Here is an 18,045-nt window from a genome sequence, read left to right on the forward strand (position 1 = left end):
GCTGTGAACCGACAAGGGAGAAAACCATGTTGCTGATCGAATGCCCGTGGTGCGGACCGCGCGCCGAATCGGAATTCACCTGCGGCGGCGAGGCGGATATCGCGCGCCCGCTCGAAACCGACAAGCTCACCGACGAGGAATGGGGCGACTACCTGTTCATGCGCCTGAACCCGCGCGGCGAACATCGCGAGCAATGGCTGCATGCGCAGGGCTGCCGCCGCTGGTTCAAGGTCACGCGCGACACCGTGACTTACGCGATTCACGGCTACGAAACCTTCGGCCTGGGCGCCGCGGCCGCCCCGGACGAGACGCAAAAACAGCACGAACACACGCAAGGGGGCAAGACGCGATGAGCCAGAAGAACCGACTCGGTGCGGGTGGACGCATCAACCGTGCGATTCCGCTGAGCTTCACGTTCAACGGCCGCACGTATCAGGGCTACCAGGGCGACACGCTCGCTTCGGCGCTGCTCGCCAACGACGTGCACTTCGTCGCGCGCAGCTTCAAGTACCACCGGCCACGCGGTATCGTGACGGCGGACGTGGCCGAGCCGAATGCCGTCGTGCAGCTCGAACGCGGCGCGCATACGGTGCCGAACGCGCGCGCGACGGAAGTCGAGCTGTATCAGGGGCTCGTCGCGACGAGCGTGAATGCCGAGCCGAACCTCGAAAACGATCGCATGGCGATCAACCAGAAGTTTTCGCGCTTCTTGCCGGCGGGTTTCTACTACAAGACGTTCATGTGGCCGCGCAAATGGTGGCCGAAATACGAAGAGAAGATTCGCGACGCGGCCGGTCTTGGCAAGGCGCCCGAGGTGCGCGACGCCGACCGCTACGACAAGTGCTACGCGCATTGCGACGTGCTCGTGATCGGCGGCGGACCGGCGGGGCTGGCGGCGGCGCACACTGCCGGCCTTGCGGGCGCGCGCGTGATGCTCGTGGACGACCAGCGCGAACCCGGCGGCAGCCTGCTGGGGTGCAAGGCGGAGATCGAAGGGCGCCCCGCGATCCATTGGGTCGAAAGGATGGAGGCGGAACTCGCGAAGATGCCGGACGTGAAGATTCTCACGCGCAGCACGGCCTTCGGTTACCAGGACCACAATCTCGTTACGGTCACGCAGCGGTTGACCGATCACCTGCCCGTCTCCACGCGCCAGGGCACGCGCGAGCTGCTCTGGAAAATCCGCGCGAAGCGCGTGATTCTCGCGACGGGTGCGCACGAGCGTCCCATCGTATTCGGCAACAACGACTTGCCGGGCATCATGCTGGCCTCGGCGGTTTCCACCTATATCCATCGCTACGGCGTGATTGCCGGCCGCAATGCGGTGGTGTTCACGAACAACGACTCGGGCTATCGCTGCGCGCTGGACCTCAAGTCCTGCGGCGCGAGCGTGACGGTCGTGGATGCGCGCGCGCAAGGCGAAGGCGCGTTGCAGGCCGTCGCGCGCCGCCAGGGCGTGAAGGTCATGTACAACGCGGCCGTCATGGCCGCACATGGCAAGCTGCGCGTGAGTTCCGTCGACGTGGTCGCGTATGCGAACGGGCAGACGGGCGCGAAACTCGCCACGCTGGGCTGCGATCTCGTGGCGATGTCGGGCGGCTTCAGTCCCGTGCTGCATCTGTTCGCGCAATCGGGCGGCAAGGCGCACTGGAACGACGAGAAAGCCTGCTTCATGCCGGGCAAGCGCGTGCAGCCCGAAGTGAGCGTGGGCGCGGCAGTGGGCGAGTTCGGCCTCGCGCGCGGGCTGCGACTCGCCGTGGACGCGGGCCTCGACGCCGTGCAATCGCTCGGCTTCTCGTTGACGCGGCCGCCCGTGCCCAAGGTGGCGGAGCCGGGCGAGACGCCGTTGCAGCCCGTGTGGCTCGTCGGCAGCCGCGAAGCAGCGCCGCGCGGCCCGAAACAGTTCGTCGACTTCCAGAACGACGTGGCTGCCTCCGATATTCTGCTGGCGGCGCGCGAAGGCTTCGAGTCCGTCGAGCACGTGAAGCGCTATACGGCAATGGGTTTCGGCACCGACCAGGGCAAGCTCGGCAACATCAACGGCATGGCCATTCTCGCCGCCGCGCTCGGCAAGACGATACCCGAAACCGGCACGACCACGTTCCGTCCGAACTACACGCCTGTTTCGTTCGGCACGTTCGCGGGCCGCGAGCTGGGCGATTTCCTCGACCCCATCCGCAAGACCTGCATCCACGAGTGGCACGTGGAGCATGGCGCGGCCTTCGAGGACGTGGGCAACTGGAAGCGGCCCTGGTATTACCCGCGCGCGGGCGAAGACCTGCATGCGGCCGTTGCGCGCGAGTGCCTGGCAGTGCGTAACGGCGTCGGCATGCTCGATGCGTCCACGCTCGGCAAGATCGACATCCAGGGCCCCGATGCCGCGAAGCTGCTGAACTGGGTGTACACGAATCCGTGGAGCAAGCTCGAAGTGGGCAAGTGCCGCTATGGGCTCATGCTCGACGAGAACGGCATGGTGTTCGACGACGGCGTCACGGTGCGCCTGGCCGATCAGCACTATCTGATGACCACCACCACGGGCGGCGCCGCGCGCGTGCTCACGTGGCTCGAGCGCTGGCTGCAGACCGAGTGGCCGGACATGAAGGTGCGGCTCGCCTCCGTCACGGATCACTGGGCGACGTTCGCCGTGGTGGGACCGAAGAGCCGCAAGGTTCTGCAGAAGGTATGCGGTGACATCGACTTCGCCGGCGAGGCATTTCCGTTCATGACTTACCGCACGGGCACGGTGGCGGGGGTGGCCGCGCGCGTGATGCGCATCAGCTTCTCGGGCGAACTGGCCTACGAGGTGAATGTGCCGGCGAACATGGGGCGCGCGGTGTGGGAAGCGCTGATGGCCGCCGGCGACGAATTCGGCATCACGCCGTACGGCACCGAAACCATGCACGTGCTGCGCGCGGAGAAGGGTTACATCATCGTCGGTCAGGATACCGATGGATCCATGACGCCCATCGACCTCGGCATGGACGGGCTGGTGGCGAAGTCGAAGGACTTCCTCGGCCGGCGCTCGCTCTTCCGTTCCGATACGGCGAAGCCGGGACGCAAGCAACTGGTGGGCCTCCTGACCGAAGACGCAAAGCTCGTGCTGCCCGAAGGCAGCCAGATCACCGCGGGGCCCGTCACGGGCGACACGGCGCCGATGCTCGGGCACGTGACGTCGAGCTATTACAGCCCGATCCTGAAGCGCTCGATTGCAATGGCGGTGGTCAAGGGCGGTCTTGGCAAGATGGGCGAGCAGGTCACGATACCGCTCGCGAACGGCAGGCAGGCCATCGCGAAGATCGCGAGCCCGGTCTTCTACGATACCGAAGGAGTGCGTCAACATGTGGAATGAAGCGAGAAGCAACGAGGCGGCGGTGCTCCCGGACGTCGTGCAGCGCACGGCGGGGAAGGCGTGGCAGGAGTCGCCGCTCGTTGGCGTGGCCAACCTGCTCAAGGCCCATCACGCGGGCAAATCGAAGGCGTTTCGCCTGAGCGAGCGACCCTTCTGCGATCTCGTGAACCTGCGCGGCGACGCTGCCGATGGTGCGTTTGTCGAAGCCGTTCAGCATGTGACCGGCTGCGGGTTGCCGGTGCAGCCCAATACGACCGCGCGCGGCGAGGCTTGCGACGTGCTTTGGCTCGGCCCCGACGAGTGGCTCGTGCGCTCTTGCGAGCCGCAGCCGGCGAGGTTCGAAGCGGCGCTGGCGACCGCGCTCGCTGGCCAGTTTGCCTCGGTTGTCGACGTGGGCAGCGGGCTTACCGTGCTCGAACTGACCGGCACCCAGGTGCGCGACGTGCTGGCGCGCGGCTGCCCGCTCGACCTGCATCCGCGCTTGCTCGCGCCGGGCCAATGCGCGCAGAGTCATTATTTCAAGGCCTCGATCGTTCTCGTGCCCGTGAGCGGCGAGGCTTACGAGGTGATCGTGCGGCGCAGCTTCGCCGACTACTTCGTGCGGATCCTGCTCGACGCGGCCGCACCGCTCGTCGCATGAAGCCCTTCGACGACCCGCGCGCCATCCTTGCATCGCCCGGGACCAGCGGACCGGGGCGGGGCTGGCGCGTGTTTGTCGACGAACTCGCGATCGCTGCGCGCGTGGGCATTCACGCGCACGAACACCTTGCGCCGCAGCCGCTCGTGATGGACGCGAGCCTCGTGTACCGGTGCGATCCTTCTGAAGCGGGTGTCGATACGCTGATCGATTACGAGCAGTACTGCAATCGCATTTGCGCGTTCCTTACCGTGAAACCTCATACGCGGCTGCTCGAAACGCTGGCCATGGAGATCGCGGAACTATCGTTCTCCGAATGGCCGGCGCTCGACGCGCTTACGCTCTCGCTCCACAAGCCGAAGATACGCGAGGGCACGCGGCGTTTGGGAATCGAGCTCGACTGGACGCGCGCTGATTACGAGGCGCGCCGCGCGGGCCAGGCTGTGCCGTGTGGCGAGGTTCGCGGTCATGGCGCGGGCGCAGACCGTTGAACTGACCGAACGCGCCTATGCGGAAGGCGACGCACAGGCCGCGCTCGCGCTGCTCGAGCAGAGCATGGCGCGCGGGCAGCGGCGCATTGCATTGCTGCGCTATCTGCAGGCGCAGTATCTGGATGCGCCGCTCGATGGGCGCCATCACGACTATGTGCAGCGTGTGGCTGCGGGGATGAGTGCGGTTGTGTTGGAGGCGCTGCTTGTGGAGGCGCGCAAGCGGGCGTGTCAAAGAACACAAAAGATGCTCGGCCGGCTAAGTACTTGCCGATCGCCGCTTTCGGGCATAGCGGGCAACGATGAACCCTGCGACGCCTAGTGTGAGTGCAACGGTTACGCACGACACGATCGTCAGGCAAAGGAGACACAGCGTTTCAACATCGTCTTCGTTGTACAAGGTATAAATGCCGCTTGCCCGAACTGTGGCGCGCATCGCGCTCCAGAGCCAATCCGGCATCCATAGCGATGACCGGGAGATAAATGCTCCCAACAACCAACCGCCTCCGCACGATACCGTGACAAACCCGAGGACGCGCGCACTGCGCAGCAGGGTCGTCGTCATCGCACTTCAACCGTACCGTAAGCGCGCAACGTGCTACCGGGAACGGGCAAGTCGGGCTTATAGGCGCGGATGTACCGCCGTAGCTGTTCAAAGGCAAATGGATTGACAACGGTAATGCAGCCTTCGCTAAGGTGTGCGGGTCCTTCGGGGTGGATACGAAAGTTTCCGCGCCTGATACCGTCAATCATCGTCGAGTCTCCCGTGTTCGGATTCCATAGTGCGAACCACTTCGTTCGATCCGTTGTTCCATAACCATACTCTGACCAGAAATCGCGCGCCCAGCCTAATATCCCACCCGACTGCCGATCGACGATGTAGTACGTTCCTGCCGGAAGTGGGCCAATGCTTTCAGTCGCAGTTGCTTGCGGATTGTCCCGTCCCCAACTCGTGCCGGAATAAGCTGCCACTGAACCAAAACCAGAACAATACAATGAAGAGGTCATTTTACCGTTTAGAGAAAATGTGCATCGTATAGGCATAACATTCCCTTTAGAGGTAGTTCCAACTGTCTTTAAAAATTATGTTTCCGTCCGAATACGTCCAGGTTATTTCTTCGTAGCGGAATTCAACGACTTCAAAGTGATTTCTGTACTGGCTAGAAAATTCTTTGATATTCGGCGCGCGCGGCGATATACCAACGACTTTCACGTTCTTCATGAGTATCGTGAAATAAGTCTCTTCCCGTCCTGCTTCGGTCATTCGATAGAATCTGAGTTCTCCCGACTGCAATGTCAGACCACATGCAACGGCCTGATAGAGAAGCACCGACGAACGATCAATTTCCTTTTCGATAGCCAGCGTACGATGCGTCCGCGTTCCCATCAGTCGCCCTGTATTGCCGTCCGCGGGGGAGTGCAAGCCGTGGCTCAAGCTTAGAACTTCGATGCTTCCTTCGCGACCTAGAACGTTGCTCGAACCGCGAATATTTGCGCCGCCTTCGTCTTTCAGCCACAGATACAAAGGAACTGCCATTGTGAAATCTCCATGGAAAATAAATGAGAAAGAAACTTCAGAGCACAATTAATTGATGTTTTTCTGATAGACAATTTCCCCGGTAAGGCGATACGGCGTTAGTCAGAAATGCATATGAGCTATGAATATTCGCCGGCAGCCTTGGTGTCTGACAAGAGCCAACTTTATCTTCCCATGACATTTCGCAATGTGACAGGTCGTGTGTAAGATCGAGTCAAAGGAAGGAAGCAATAGATGTTAAGAATGCCGAACCGGACATACACGGTGGAATTTAAGGAAGCAGCCGCGCACCTAGACAAGGACGCAAGGACGGGCAATGAATGGGCACGAGTGGCTATCGTGCCTGGAAGGAGGTGGTTTGCCCGACTGTCAGCAGCTCATCGATGTGCAGTTGCTGAAACCGATTCGGACGATTCACGCCGAGGTCAAAGGCTTACCTCGGGCACCACGTACATATGGAGCGATTCCCGCGCAAACTGGGCTCGTACGACATACGATGTTCGACGAGCCGAAAGGGCAGTTGCCGGGATAAGGCGCTGGCGGACAGCTTGTTCACCAGCCCGCTAGAACCGATGCCGCATACCCACCACGCTCAGAAACTGCGACCGGCCCGTACCGTAAAACCCTTCGTCCCCCACCGAAGCCGTGGCGGGAACCAGCGCATCGGCGTTGCTCAATGTGTCGCCGCTTGCATGCTGGTAGACCGCCGACACATAAATATCCGTTCGCTTCGAAAGAAAATAATCCGACCCGAGCGAAACCTGGTTGTAGTTCGCCCCCGCGCCGCCGCCGGTTGCCCGCGTGAAGCTGTAGCCGGCGGCGAGCCCCAGCAGCGGGCCCGGCATGTAATGCAGGAACGCCGATCCGCTATTGAAGTTGAGCGTGGCGTTGCTGTCGAACTGATGGAAGCGGGAGTTGCTGTAAGCCGCGCCGACTGCCAATGGCCCGAAGGAATACTGACCACCCAGGCGGCCGATTTCGTTGGAGCGGATATTGGCGAACTGGACAATCGGGTTGTCGTAGTTGAGTCCGTCCGCGCTGGTTGACGCCGTAACGCTCGGGGTGCCGCCGGTGAGCACTGTCTGGTTGTCGACGCGGTTGATCATATAGCCGCCGGCCAGCGAGAGCGCACCGTTGGTATAGGAAACGGCAGCGGAGTAAACACTACCTGCGGAAACGGATCCGGCGACGCCGTTCAACGAAGCCATGGCTTCGAACGTGAAGCCTGCGAGGGTCGGGCTAACGTACTTGATCGAATCGTTAATATGGAGCAGCGCGTCGTAGTTATCGACATTGCCCACCGTGGCAAAAAGCGCGCCGAAGTCGATATCCGCGGTCAAGGGTTCGAGCAGGTCGGTGATCGGATCGTACTGCCGGCCGAACGTCAGCGTCCCGTATTGGTCGGATGCGAGACCGACCCAGGATTGCAGGCTGAAAAGCGTGTTCTTTTCGGCGAGTGCGCCGGAGGTCGGCACGATGATACTTTGCAGGTCGAAGATGGCGGACAGCCCGCCGCCCAGGTCCTCCTTGCCTTTCACGCCGAAGCCGCTCGACTGGATATTGCTGTTGACGAAGCCGACCCGGTGGGCGGCGCTCGTTCCTCCGGCGTTCGTGACGTAGCCTATTGAAGTGTCGAGCACGCCGTATAGCGTGACGCTGTTCTGTGCGTAACTCGCCGCTGGAATCCATGCGGACGCGCTGAATATCAGGGCTGGGATGGCGCGGCACCTGTTGGGAAGCGACGGCCTGTGACGAAGTTCGATCATTTCTTCCTCTTGCGTTGACGTTTTTTAGTTCGGATTGCTACATATAATGAATGGAGTGAGCGGGGATATCCCCGCTCACCCGTTCAATGTGCGGCGCTAGTGCGCCCCGATCGCCGCATTCACGGCTTCCAGGCCATTCGCACCGTCAACAGTCGTCACGCCTTCGAGCCAGGTCTTGAGCAAATCCCCATGCGCTTTCAAGGCGTTTCGGGCGGCCGTGTCCATATCGACCTTGTCTTGCAGGACGCTCGCGATCAGTTGATTCTCGAGGTCGACGTTGAAGGTAATCTGGCGGAACAGCTTGCCGAGATTGGCGCACTGATCGGCAAAGCCCACGCGCGTCACCGTGTTGACGGTGGCGCCGCCGTAGTTGGGGCCGAAATAGGCGTCCCCGCCAGAGAGGTAGGTGAGGTGGAATTTCGTGTTCATGAGGTGAGGCTCCCAGGCGAGGAACACGATCCACTTTTTCTGCTTTACGGCACGGTCTACCTGCGTGAGCATGCCCGTCTCGCTCGATTCGACCAGGTGCCAGTCGCCGAGCCCCGATGCCTTGTCGCCTATCATCTTCGCGATGTTCTGGTTCGCAGGCGCGCCGGGCTCGATGCCGTAGATTTTTTCGTCGAACTTGTCCGCGTTTTTCGCGAGGTCGGCAAACGAATGCACGCCGGCCGCCGCGACGTAGTCGGGCACGGCGAGCGTGAACTTCGCATTGCTCAGGTTGGCATGCAGCACGACGATCGAATGGCTGTCCACGAACGGCTTGATCAGCGGTGCCTGTGCCGGCATCCAGTTGCCGAGGAACACGTCCAGTTGCCCCTTCTTGAGTCCTTCATAGGTGATCGGCACGGACAGGTTCATGATGTTTTGCTGGTAGCCGAGCGCCTTGAGCACCACGCCGGTAACGGCATTGGTCGCATCGATGTCGGTCCAGCCGGGCGCCGCCATGCGGACCTGCCTGCACGCCTGCGGCTCCTGAGCTTGCGCGGCTGGCGGCGCGGCAAGCGTTGCTCCAAGGAGCGCTGTGAGTGCGATGGACCTGAGCCTGGCAGACCCGATTGGCTTCATGCTTTCCTCCGTCTATGGTTTGCGCCGTGCGTGGCGGTATCTGGATCGTCTGGTGAACTTACTCGTGCGTCACACGCGGAAAGCGCGCCATGGCTTCGAGCGTGTCGAGTTCGATGTGGTTGCGCATATAGCGCTGGCTCGCGTCGGCGAAGGGTTGCCAGTCCCACGACTGGATTCGCCCTTGCGTGGTCGCCGCATAATGGAAGCGCCGGCGCCGCTGGCTTGCCAGCACCGCTTCGTGCAGGACTGCCAGGTTCCAGCGCCCGGCAACCTCGTCGCGAAACGCCTGCACCGTCTGTGCATGTGTCGGATCCTGCGCCAGATTGGTGCGTTCCTGCGGGTCCGTGACGAGATCGAATAGCTGATCCGGGTCGACGGGTGTGTGGATGAACTTGAAGCCGCCGCGGCGGATCATCACGATCGGCGCGATCGCGCCTTCGGCGAGATATTCTCCGAACACCTCGTCGTGGCCCCCGTCGTCGAGCAGGTGCGGCACGAGACTGTGCCCATCCACGGGATCGGGCCAGGCGGGTTCGCGTTCGCCGGTCGCCAGTTCGACGAGAGTGGGCAGCAGGTCGATCGTCGAAACCGAACCCGCCACGCGATGTGCGTCGAAGTGCTTCGGCGCGTGCACGATCAGCGGTACGCGGCTCGCGTTTTCGAAGAACGTCATCTTGTACCAGAGCCCCCGTTCGCCCAGCATGTCGCCGTGGTCGGAGGTGACGATCACGATCGTGTCGTTCGCAAGACCGCTGGCGTTCAGGGCGTCGAGAATCGCGCCGAACTGGGTGTCGACATACGAAAGCGCGCCGTAATAGGCGCGCCGGGCGTTGCGAACCTGCTGCACCGTCGGCGGCGTACGGTCGTTTTCGCAGACGCGGCGCAGGCGCTGCGAATGCGGATCGCTCTCCTCGTAGCTCAGCGTGGTGCGCGGTAAGTCAATGTCTTCGTCGCGGTACAGATTCCAGTACTCCTCTGGAATGGCGTACGGGTCGTGAGGATGCGTCAGCGACGCGACCACGCAGAAGGGCCGGACGTCGTTGCCTGCCTGGCGTTCGCGCGCGATGTCGAACAGCTTCTGGCGTGTCGTGAACGTCACTTCGTCGTCGAAGTCGAGCTGGTTGGTGCGCACGCAGGTTCCGGCGTCGAGCACCGAGCTCATGTTGTGATACCAGCTTGGCCGAACCTCGGGCCGATCCCAATCCGGCACCCAGCCGAAGTCGGCCGGATAAATGTCGGTCGTGAGGCGCTCTTCGAAGCCATGCAGCTGGTCCGGGCCGCAAAAGTGCATCTTGCCGGAGAGGACGGTGCGATAGCCGGCGGCGCGCAGATAGTGGGCGAAAGTCAGCGTTTGCGCCGGAAATTCGGCGGCGTTATCGTAGGCGCCGATCTTCGACGGCAGCTTGCCCGCCATCAGCGAGAAGCGGGACGGCGCGCAAAGCGGGCTCGGGCAATAGGCGGAGTCGAAAACCACGCCTTCGCGCGCGAGCGCGTCGATGCGAGGCGTCTTCGAGACCGGGTTGCCGTAAGCGCGCAGCGACGACGGCGTCATCTGGTCGGCCATGAGAACAAGGAGATTCGGTTTGTTCGGACGGTTCATGGAGAGAGCGGGATTCATGTTGACTGGCGGCTCGACAGGCGAGGCGTGTACGACGCCAATATGTCGGGTCATAATGCGCACGTGAAGACCTCGGCAGCTTATATCCGTATAAGGGTGTGTTATGTCCGGAGAGGATCGTTTGCCTCCCATGCAAGCTTTGGCCGTGTTCGAGTCGGCGGCACGGCATGCAAGTTTTTCCGCTGCGGCCCGCGAGCTCGGGTCGACGCAGCCGGCGGTCAGCCAGCGCATCGTACAACTGGAGGCCGATCTGGGCGTTCCGCTCTTTGAGCGCGGGCATCGCGGCGTCGTGCTGACGCCGCATGGGGAGCGGCTCTATGAGGCCGTGCGCGAGGGCCTGGCGACGATTCGCGAGGCCACCGTCGAAATCCGCGCGCGGCGCGCCTGTGGCGCACTGACGATCCTCACCGACGCGGGCTTCGCGACCTATTGGCTCATGCCGCGCCTCGCCGATCTGCGGCGTCTCATGCCCGATGTCGATGTCAGGATCGTCACGTCGCAACAGGGCTTCGACCCGCGCCGCGATCGTGCCGACGTTGCGATTGCGTTTGGCGACGGTGACTGGGCTCCCTGCACGTCTTCGCGTCTGTTCCAGGAGCAGGTGACGCCGGTGTGTTCGCCGGGCTTTGCCGAGCGCTATTGGCCGGCGAGTGGGGAGAGCGGGGCGGCCGATCTGGTGAAGCTGCCGCTGCTGCACGTTCAGCCCACCGAGCCGGCGCGCTGGATGTCATGGCGCGACTGGTTCGTCGCGCACGATCTGCCGGCGCCCGCCGACGGGCATGGGATCACGTTCAACAGCTACTCGCTGGTGATCGAGGCAGCCGTCATGGGCCAGGGCGTGGCGTTAGGCTGGACACCGCTTGTCGACGGTCTGATCGCAACCAGGCAGTTGGTACAACTGATCGATACGCCGATCAGGACGGCGCGCGGCTACTTCCTCGTCCGGCCGCTGGCCCGGCCCGAGGCGCCCGCCGTACCGCCGTTTCGCCGCTGGCTGTTCGACGCGTGCAACGCCGCCACGCGGGTCCACGGAGCACTCTAGCGGGCCGGAACGGCTTCGGCGCTCACGGCTCGGCCGGCATCGGCATTAGCCGTTTCTCGCGCCGCGCCGCCGCGGGCCGGCGCGCCGTTCGCCACGTAATACGCGGCATGGGAGCGCGCGAGCGCCGGGCGGTTGCGAATGCGGTCGGCGATCTTCTCGGCGATCATGATGGTCGGCGCATTGAGGTTGCCTGTCGTGATCTGCGGCATGATGGACGCGTCGACCACCCGCAGTCCCTCGATGCCGTGCACGCGCCCTTCGGCGTCGACCACGGCCATGTCGTCGTATCCCATCGCACAGGAGCACGAAGGATGGTAGGCCGTTTCGGCCCGGCCTCGCACGAACGCGTCCAGTTCGGCGTCGGTCCTGCACTGCGCGCCGGGGTTCAGCTCCTCGCCGCGGAAGCGGTCCAGCGCGGGCTGGCGCATGATTTCGCGCGTGAGGCGGATCGCGTCGCGGAACTCGCGCCAGTCGAGCGCTTCGGCCATGTAGTTGAAGAGAATCGACGGATGCTGGCGCGGATCGCGCGAGCGCACCTTCACGCGGCCGCGGCTAGGCGAGCGCATGGACCCGACGTGCGCCTGAAAGCCGTGCATGCGGATCGCGTTGGTGCCGTTGTAATTGATGGCAACCGGCAGGAAGTGATACTGGATGTTGGGCCACAGGTCGTCGTCGCGCGTGCGGATGAAGCCGCCGGCTTCGAAATGATTGCTCGCGCCGATGCCTGTGCCCCTGAGCAGCCATTCGAGGCCGATGGCCGGCTGATTGTGCAGCAGCAATGCGGGATACAGCGAAACGGGCTCTTTGCACGCATACTGCATGTACATCTCCAGGTGGTCCTGAAGATTTTGCCCGACACCCGGCAGATCGAGCACGACCGGGATGCCGAGCTCGCGCAGCCAGGCGCCGGGCCCGACGCCCGAGCGCTGGAGGATCTGCGGCGAAGCGATGGCGCCGCCGCAGAGCAGCACTTCGCGGCGTGCGTGAGCCGTGACCGTGGTGTTCGAGTCGCCGTGTAGATACGCTACGCCGTTCGCGCGCTTGCCGCTGAAGAGGATGCGCTCGGTTAGCGCGTGCGTGACGATGGTGAGGCCGGGCCGGCTGCGCGCCTGGTCCAGGTAGCCGCGCGCGGTGCTGGCGCGCCGCCCCCTGGCGGTGACGGTGCGATCCATCGGGCCGAAGCCTTCCTGGCGATAGCCGTTCAGGTCGTCCGTGCGCGCGTAGCCCGCCTGCACGCCGGCTTCGACCATGGCCTCGAAAAGCGGATTCACGCCGGGTTTGCTGGTGGTGACATGCACCGGGCCGTCGCCGCCGTGATAGTCGTTCGGCCCTGCATCGCGCGTTTCGGCCTTGCGGAAGTAGGGCAGGCAATCGCGATAGGCCCAGTTTTCGAGGCCGGAACGCTGCGCCCAGTGATCGTAATCGAGCGCATTGCCGCGGATATAGCACATGCCGTTGATGAGCGACGAGCCGCCCAGCCCCTTGCCGCGCCCGCATTCCATGCGGCGGTTGTTCATGTGCGGCTCGGGTTCGGTCTCGTAGGCCCAGTTGTAGCGCCGGCCCTGCAGCGGGTAGGCGAGTGCGGCGGGCATTTGCGTGCGAAAGTCGAAGCGATAGTCGGGGCCGCCCGCTTCGAGCAGCAGCACCGAGACATCGGGGTCTTCGGTGAGCCGCGTCGCCAGCACGTTGCCGGCCGAACCCGCGCCGATGATGATGTAGTCGTACTCTTTGGCGACCATGCCGCGCTCCTTCAGGACATCGGCGGCGCCCGGGCCCGTGCGGCCCGCCGCGCCGATGATGATGGTGTTGTAGTCTTCGCTTGCCATGCCTTGCTCCTTCACGGCGCCGGCACCGTCCGCACGTGGGCGCTCAGAACGCCGGCCGGTACGGCCCCAGCTCCACCTGAACCGACTTGAGCTGCGTGTAGTGCAGCAGGGTGGCAATGCCGTTCTCGCGGCCGATACCCGATTGCTTGTAGCCGCCCACGGGCATTTGCGCGGGGGACTCGCCCCATGTATTGATCCAGCAGATGCCTGCCTCGAGCCGATGGATCACGCGATGCGCGCGTGCGAGCCGTTCCGTGACGACGCCTGCGGCGAGCCCGTAGTGCGTGTCGTTCGCGCGCGCGATGACCTCGTCTTCGTCGTCGAACGTCAGGAGGCTCATGACCGGCCCGAAAATTTCGTCGCGCACGATCTTCATGTCGTCGCGACAGTCGGCGAACACGGTTGGCTGCACATAGAGGCCGCGCGCGAAGTCGCCGGCAAGGCGCTCGCCGCCCGTGACGAGCCGCGCGCCTTCGTGCAGGCCGCTTTCGATGTAGCCGAGCACCTTGTCGAGTTGCGCGGCGCTCGCCAGCGGGCCGAAGTTCGTGGCGGGATCGGTGGGCTGGCCCACGCGTATGCGCTTGACGCGCTCGATAACGCGGGCTTCGAACGCCGCCTGAACCGGGCGCTGCACGAATACGCGCGTGCCGTTCGTGCAGACCTGGCCCGAGCTGAAGAAGTTGGCGGTCACGGCGATGTCGGCGGCGCGATCGAGGTCGGCGTCGTCGAACACGATGAGCGGCGACTTGCCGCCCAATTCCATCGTCACGTCCTTGAGCGAGGAGCCGCCCGCGAGCGCCATGACCTTGCGGCCCGTTTCCACGCTGCCTGTGAAGGAGAGCTTGGCGATGCCCGGATGCGCGCCGAGCATCGCGCCCACGCGCCCGTCGCCGTGCACGACGTTGAAGACGCCGGGCGGTACGCCCGCTTCCCGATAGATCTCCGCGAGCTTCGTAGCGGTGAGCGGCGTGACCTCGCTCGGCTTGAAGACCATGGCGTTGCCCGCGGCGAGCGCGGGCGCGGACTTCCAGCAGGCAATCTGCAGCGGATAGTTCCAGGCGCCGATGCCTGCCGTCACGCCCAGCGGTTCGCGGCGCGTGTAGACGAACGAGTCGGCGCGCAGCGGGATCTGCTGGCCTTCAATGGCGGGAGCGAGGCCCGCGTAGTACTCGATCACATCGGCGCCCGTGACGACATCCACCGTGCGCGTTTCGGCGAGCGGCTTGCCCGTGTCGAGGGTTTCGAGCCAGGCCAGTTCGTCGTTACGCGCGCGCAGCAGTTCGACGGCGCGGCGCAGAATGCGCGAGCGCTCCATCGCGTCGAGCGCGGCCCAGACTCGCTGGCCCTCGCGCGCGGCGCGCACGGCGCGGTCGACGTCGGCTTCGCCCGCCTGCTGGCAAACCGCGAGCGTCTCGCCCGTGGCGGGATCGATCGTCTTGAAGGTCTCGCCGCTGGTGGCGTCGACGTAGTTTCCGCCAATGTAGAGCCGTTGCAGGCCGTAGGAGGTCATCGTCAGGAATCCTTATGTCTGGTGTCGCGGGTATCAGTCCCTGCCGCCAAGCAGCAGGTCGATGTATTCGTTGGCGAGGCGCAGGGCGGCTCGCGTGTCGAACGGGCCGCCGGTCAGTGCGCCGCGCAGCCACAGGCCGTCGATCATCGCGGCAAGGCCGCTTGCCGCGCGGCGTGCGCGGGCGCGCGGCAGCGCCTTGGCGAATTCCGCGCAGAGATTCGAGTAGAGCCGCCGGCGGTTGAGGCGCTGCAGGCGGCTTAGTGTGGGCTCGTGCATGCTCTGCGACCAGAACGCGAGCCAGGTTTTCATCACGGGCCCGCTGACCTGCGAGACGTCGAAGTTCGCGGCGACGACCGCGCGCAGCCGCGCGCGCGGTTCCGCCTTCGCGGCCCGGCGCCGCCGCGTGGTGGCGGCCCACAGGTCGCGCAGGATGTGCCGCATGGTCGCTTCGAGAAGGCCGTCCTTGTCGCCGAAGTAGTGGCTCACGATGCCGGTCGAAATATTGGCGCGCTGCGCCACGAGGGCGAGCGTCGTGCCGGAAAGGCCCGCTTCGTCGATGGTCAGCAGCGTCGCGTCGATCAGCTGGGCGCGGCGCAACTCGCGCATCCCGACTTTCGGCATGGTGTGTCCCCTGGGTGAGAGCGGCCAGATTAGCGGTTTTTTATTGAACGTTCAATCAACAAAAAATCGCTTTCGAAGAGGGAAACCCGGTCGTGTCGCATACGGGCAAACCGGCGTCGCGTTTTGCACATTCGGCTGGGCGGGCGGCGGGCTACCCTCGCCATGTCGGCCTGAATGCGTTTGCCGCAGGGCAGGCCGCGACGGGACGCAGGGTGGCAAGGCGTGTCGAATGCAACGTCAATGGACATGGAGACGAAACGATGAGCAGCAATCGCGGTGTCGTATATGTGGGGCAGGGCAAGGTGGAAGTGCGGCCGATCGACTATCCGAAGATGGTCGATCCGCGCGGCCGGCCTATCGGCCACGGCGTGATCCTGAAGGTGGTGTCGACCAACATCTGCGGCTCGGATCAGCACATGGTGCGCGGGCGCACGACCGCCGAGGTCGGGCTCGTGCTGGGCCACGAGATCACGGGCGAAGTGATCGAAGTGGGGCGCGACGTGGAAACGCTGAGTGTCGGCGACCTGGTTTCGGTGCCGTTCAATGTCGCCTGCGGCCGCTGCCCGACGTGCAAGGAGCAGCATACGGGGGTGTGCCTGAACGTCAATCCCGCGCGCGCGGGCGGCGCATACGGCTACGTCGACATGGGCGGCTGGATAGGCGGGCAGGCGGAGTACGTGATGGTGCCGTACGCCGATTTCAATCTGCTGAAGTTTCCCGACCGTGACCGCGCGATGGAAAAGATCCGCGATCTCACGTGTCTTTCCGACATTTTGCCTACGGGCTATCACGGCGCCGTGATGGCGGGCGTGAAGCCCGGCGCCACGGTCTATATTGCGGGCGCCGGCCCTGTGGGCATGGCGGCAGCGGCCTCGGCACGCCTGCTCGGCGCTGCCTGCACGATCGTCGGCGACATGAACGCCGAACGGCTGGCGCATGCGCGTGCCGTGGGCTTCGAGACCGTCGATCTTTCGCGCGATGCGACGCTCGGCGAGCAGATCGCCGCGATCCTCGGCAAGCCCGAGGTGGATTGCGCGGTGGACTGCGTGGGCTTCGAGGCGCACGGCCACGGCAGCCACGGCCATCATGAAGAAGCGCCTGCCACCGTGCTCAACTCGCTCATGGACATTACGCGCGTGGCCGGCGCGATCGGCATTCCGGGCCTGTATGTGACCGACGATCCCGGCTCGGTCGACGCGGCCGCCCGCAAGGGCAGCCTGAGCATCCGCTTCGGGCTGGGCTGGGCGAAGTCGCACTCGCTGCACACAGGCCAGACGCCGGTGATGAAGTACAACCGCAACCTCATGCAGGCGATCCTGTGGGACCGGCTGCCGATTGCCGACATCGTCAACGTGACCGTCGTGTCGCTGGACGAGGCGCCGGAAGGCTACCGCAAGTTCGACGGCGGCGCGCCGCGCAAATTCGTCATCGATCCGCACGGACTCCTGAAGGCGGCATGACGCAGGTCTGAAGCGCGTATGAAGCGAGGGGCGTCGCGCCCCTCGAACCTCTCGATCAGGAGTGCAATGTAAGGTTGCTGACAGCAACGGGCTTGACCGCATGCGCCATGGGCGCCACCTGCATGCGCCGCTCCTGCGTGGGAGCGGTGCCGAACGCGTCGCGATAGCTCTTGCTGAAATGGCAGGCCGATTGAAAGCCGCATGCCATCGTGATGTGCATGATCGACATGTCGGTTTGCAGCAGCAGTTCGCGCGCGCGGCGCAGGCGCAAGGTCAGGTAGTAGTGCGTCGGGGTCATGCCCAGGTGTTCGCGAAAGAGCCGCTGCAACTGGCGTTGCGACATGTTCGCGAGCCGCGCGAGCTCTTCGCGCGAAAGCGGCTCCTCGATATTGTTTTCCATCAGCGAGATCACTTCGAACAGCGACTTGTTCGCGGAGCCCAGGCGCGCGACGAGCGGCATGCGCTGCTGGGCGCTCGTGTCGCGCACGTGCTCGATGATGAACTGCTCGGCGATCTGCGTGACGCGCGCCGTGCCCACGCGCGGCACGATGAGGTGCAGCATCATGTCGAGCGGCGCGACGCCGCCCGTGCAGGTGACGCGGTCCCGGTCGACGACGAAGAGCTCTTTCAGAAAGCGCGTATCGGGGAACTCCTCCTTCAGCGCCGACATGTTTTCCCAGTGGATCGCACAGGCATAGCCGGCCAGCAAGCCCGCCTTCGCCAGCGCATAGGTGCCCGTGCAGAGGCTGCCGAGCGGTATGTCGGTGCGCGCGAACTGGCGCAATGCGGCGAGGTGTGCCGGCTGCGTTTCGCGCTGCACGTTGATGCCGCCGCATACGAACACGATATCGGGCCGCCCCACGCATTCCACGGGGCCCGTGTCCACCGAAAGCCCGTTGCTCGCGACGACGGGCCCGCCGGTGGGGCTCACGACCGACCAGCGGTAGAGCGTTTCGCCGCTCAGATAGTTGGCCATGCGCAGCACTTCGATGGCGTTCGTGAACGCGATCATCGTGAAGTTCGGCAACGGCATGAACGCAAAGTGCGCCAACGAGGACGCGCGAGCCGGCGACATGATGCGGGAGGTCCTTCTGCTCGATGTGGGGGAGGCAGTACGAGCATGGGC

Annotated in this window: 16 protein-coding genes; 7 read left to right on the top strand and 9 right to left on the bottom strand. The window is 64.2% G+C overall.

Features of this window, described 5'->3' with window-relative positions; all coding sequences use genetic code 11:
- The first annotated feature begins 26 nt into the window (after window positions 1-26).
- The 5 genes from BAC01S_RS13085 to BAC01S_RS35570 are packed head-to-tail and all read left to right on the top strand — an operon-like array spanning window position 27 to window position 4,796.
- Window positions 27-353, top strand: a complete 327-nt coding sequence (locus BAC01S_RS13085) for a sarcosine oxidase subunit delta (RefSeq protein ID WP_043202116.1) — start codon at window positions 27-29, stop codon at window positions 351-353.
- Window positions 350-3,349 carry a sarcosine oxidase subunit alpha family protein gene (locus BAC01S_RS13090; protein WP_027795170.1) on the top strand — a complete coding sequence of 1,000 codons (3,000 nt, stop codon included), beginning with the start codon at window positions 350-352 and terminating at the stop codon, window positions 3,347-3,349. The genes BAC01S_RS13085 and BAC01S_RS13090 overlap by 4 nt, the downstream gene beginning before the upstream one ends.
- On the top strand, window positions 3,339-3,989 hold the full coding sequence (locus BAC01S_RS13095) for a sarcosine oxidase subunit gamma (RefSeq protein WP_027795171.1): 651 nt from the start codon (window positions 3,339-3,341) through the stop codon (window positions 3,987-3,989). Before BAC01S_RS13090 ends, BAC01S_RS13095 begins: the two co-directional genes overlap by 11 nt.
- Window positions 3,986-4,477 carry a dihydroneopterin aldolase gene (locus tag BAC01S_RS31250; protein WP_043202118.1) on the top strand — a complete coding sequence of 164 codons (492 nt, stop codon included), beginning with the start codon at window positions 3,986-3,988 and terminating at the stop codon, window positions 4,475-4,477. The genes BAC01S_RS13095 and BAC01S_RS31250 overlap by 4 nt, the downstream gene beginning before the upstream one ends.
- On the top strand, window positions 4,455-4,796 hold the full coding sequence (locus tag BAC01S_RS35570; RefSeq protein ID WP_245616584.1) for a hypothetical protein: 342 nt from the start codon (window positions 4,455-4,457) through the stop codon (window positions 4,794-4,796). The genes BAC01S_RS31250 and BAC01S_RS35570 overlap by 23 nt, the downstream gene beginning before the upstream one ends.
- 239 nt (window positions 4,797-5,035) lie before the next feature.
- Here the strand turns inward: BAC01S_RS35570 and BAC01S_RS33815 are convergent, their stop codons facing one another.
- The 5 genes from BAC01S_RS33815 to betC all read right to left on the bottom strand — a co-directional run bounded on the left by BAC01S_RS33815 (window position 5,036) and on the right by betC (window position 10,442).
- Window positions 5,036-5,518 carry a DUF2778 domain-containing protein gene (locus tag BAC01S_RS33815; RefSeq protein ID WP_084168568.1) on the bottom strand — a complete coding sequence of 161 codons (483 nt, stop codon included), beginning with the start codon at window positions 5,516-5,518 and terminating at the stop codon, window positions 5,036-5,038.
- Window positions 5,519-5,528: 10 nt separating this feature from the next.
- Entirely contained in the window at window positions 5,529-6,011 is a 483-nt protein-coding gene (locus BAC01S_RS13110) for an Hcp family type VI secretion system effector (RefSeq protein ID WP_027795172.1), read from the bottom strand.
- A gap of 563 nt (window positions 6,012-6,574) precedes the next feature.
- Entirely contained in the window at window positions 6,575-7,777 is a 1,203-nt protein-coding gene (locus tag BAC01S_RS13115) for a porin (RefSeq protein WP_084168569.1), read from the bottom strand.
- 96 nt (window positions 7,778-7,873) lie between these two features.
- Window positions 7,874-8,842: a choline ABC transporter substrate-binding protein gene (choX, locus tag BAC01S_RS13120; protein WP_043202119.1), complete on the bottom strand. Its 969-nt coding sequence runs from the start codon at window positions 8,840-8,842 to the stop codon at window positions 7,874-7,876.
- 58 nt (window positions 8,843-8,900) lie between these two features.
- Window positions 8,901-10,442, bottom strand: a complete 1,542-nt coding sequence (gene betC, locus BAC01S_RS13125) for a choline-sulfatase (RefSeq protein WP_027795175.1) — start codon at window positions 10,440-10,442, stop codon at window positions 8,901-8,903.
- Window positions 10,443-10,563: 121 nt separating this feature from the next.
- Here betC and BAC01S_RS13130 point away from each other — a divergent pair, with 121 nt between their 5' ends.
- Window positions 10,564-11,502, top strand: a complete 939-nt coding sequence (locus BAC01S_RS13130; RefSeq protein WP_027795176.1) for a choline sulfate utilization transcriptional regulator — start codon at window positions 10,564-10,566, stop codon at window positions 11,500-11,502.
- Here the strand turns inward: BAC01S_RS13130 and betA are convergent.
- The 3 genes from betA to betI form a co-directional block, all read right to left on the bottom strand.
- The gene (gene betA, locus BAC01S_RS13135) at window positions 11,499-13,241 is read right to left on the bottom strand and encodes a choline dehydrogenase (RefSeq protein ID WP_027795177.1); all 1,743 of its coding nucleotides are present in this window, start codon (window positions 13,239-13,241) and stop codon (window positions 11,499-11,501) included. The two genes, BAC01S_RS13130 and betA, sit on opposite strands and share 4 nt — an antisense overlap.
- A 130-nt stretch (window positions 13,242-13,371) precedes the next feature.
- Complete coding sequence (gene betB, locus BAC01S_RS13140) at window positions 13,372-14,838, bottom strand: betaine-aldehyde dehydrogenase (protein ID WP_027795178.1); 1,467 nt, start codon at window positions 14,836-14,838, stop codon at window positions 13,372-13,374.
- A gap of 33 nt (window positions 14,839-14,871) precedes the next feature.
- On the bottom strand, window positions 14,872-15,459 hold the full coding sequence (betI, locus tag BAC01S_RS13145) for a transcriptional regulator BetI (RefSeq protein WP_027795179.1): 588 nt from the start codon (window positions 15,457-15,459) through the stop codon (window positions 14,872-14,874).
- Between the two features lie 260 nt (window positions 15,460-15,719).
- Between betI and fdhA the strand changes: the two genes are divergently transcribed.
- Complete coding sequence (fdhA, locus tag BAC01S_RS13150) at window positions 15,720-16,919, top strand: formaldehyde dehydrogenase, glutathione-independent (protein WP_027795180.1); 1,200 nt, start codon at window positions 15,720-15,722, stop codon at window positions 16,917-16,919.
- A 55-nt stretch (window positions 16,920-16,974) separates the two neighbouring features.
- Here the strand turns inward: fdhA and BAC01S_RS13155 are convergent, their stop codons facing one another.
- A complete protein-coding gene (locus BAC01S_RS13155; RefSeq protein ID WP_027795181.1) occupies window positions 16,975-17,994 on the bottom strand; it encodes a GlxA family transcriptional regulator in 1,020 nt (339 codons plus the stop codon).
- Between the last annotated feature and the right edge of the window lie 51 nt (window positions 17,995-18,045).

Origin of the sequence: Paraburkholderia acidipaludis NBRC 101816, assembly GCF_000684975.1 — a bacterium.
Taxonomy (GTDB): domain Bacteria; phylum Pseudomonadota; class Gammaproteobacteria; order Burkholderiales; family Burkholderiaceae; genus Paraburkholderia; species Paraburkholderia acidipaludis.

Excerpts from the sequence above, each read along its gene's own strand:
- BAC01S_RS13130 (WP_027795176.1), top strand. The coding sequence starts at position 10,564 with ATGTCCGGAGAGGATCGTTTGCCTCCCATGCAAGCTTTGGCCGTGTTC.
- BAC01S_RS33815 (WP_084168568.1), bottom strand. The coding sequence starts at position 5,518 with ATGCCTATACGATGCACATTTTCTCTAAACGGTAAAATGACCTCTTCA.
- betB (WP_027795178.1), bottom strand. The coding sequence starts at position 14,838 with ATGACCTCCTACGGCCTGCAACGGCTCTACATTGGCGGAAACTACGTC.
- betA (WP_027795177.1), bottom strand. The coding sequence starts at position 13,241 with ATGGTCGCCAAAGAGTACGACTACATCATCATCGGCGCGGGTTCGGCC.
- BAC01S_RS13085 (WP_043202116.1), top strand. The coding sequence starts at position 27 with ATGTTGCTGATCGAATGCCCGTGGTGCGGACCGCGCGCCGAATCGGAA.
- choX (WP_043202119.1), bottom strand. The coding sequence starts at position 8,842 with ATGAAGCCAATCGGGTCTGCCAGGCTCAGGTCCATCGCACTCACAGCG.
- BAC01S_RS31250 (WP_043202118.1), top strand. The coding sequence starts at position 3,986 with ATGAAGCCCTTCGACGACCCGCGCGCCATCCTTGCATCGCCCGGGACC.
- BAC01S_RS35570 (WP_245616584.1), top strand. The coding sequence starts at position 4,455 with ATGGCGCGGGCGCAGACCGTTGAACTGACCGAACGCGCCTATGCGGAA.
- BAC01S_RS13115 (WP_084168569.1), bottom strand. The coding sequence starts at position 7,777 with ATGATCGAACTTCGTCACAGGCCGTCGCTTCCCAACAGGTGCCGCGCC.
- betC (WP_027795175.1), bottom strand. The coding sequence starts at position 10,442 with ATGAACCGTCCGAACAAACCGAATCTCCTTGTTCTCATGGCCGACCAG.
- betI (WP_027795179.1), bottom strand. The coding sequence starts at position 15,459 with ATGCCGAAAGTCGGGATGCGCGAGTTGCGCCGCGCCCAGCTGATCGAC.
- fdhA (WP_027795180.1), top strand. The coding sequence starts at position 15,720 with ATGAGCAGCAATCGCGGTGTCGTATATGTGGGGCAGGGCAAGGTGGAA.
- BAC01S_RS13110 (WP_027795172.1), bottom strand. The coding sequence starts at position 6,011 with ATGGCAGTTCCTTTGTATCTGTGGCTGAAAGACGAAGGCGGCGCAAAT.
- BAC01S_RS13090 (WP_027795170.1), top strand. The coding sequence starts at position 350 with ATGAGCCAGAAGAACCGACTCGGTGCGGGTGGACGCATCAACCGTGCG.
- BAC01S_RS13095 (WP_027795171.1), top strand. The coding sequence starts at position 3,339 with ATGTGGAATGAAGCGAGAAGCAACGAGGCGGCGGTGCTCCCGGACGTC.
- BAC01S_RS13155 (WP_027795181.1), bottom strand. The coding sequence starts at position 17,994 with ATGTCGCCGGCTCGCGCGTCCTCGTTGGCGCACTTTGCGTTCATGCCG.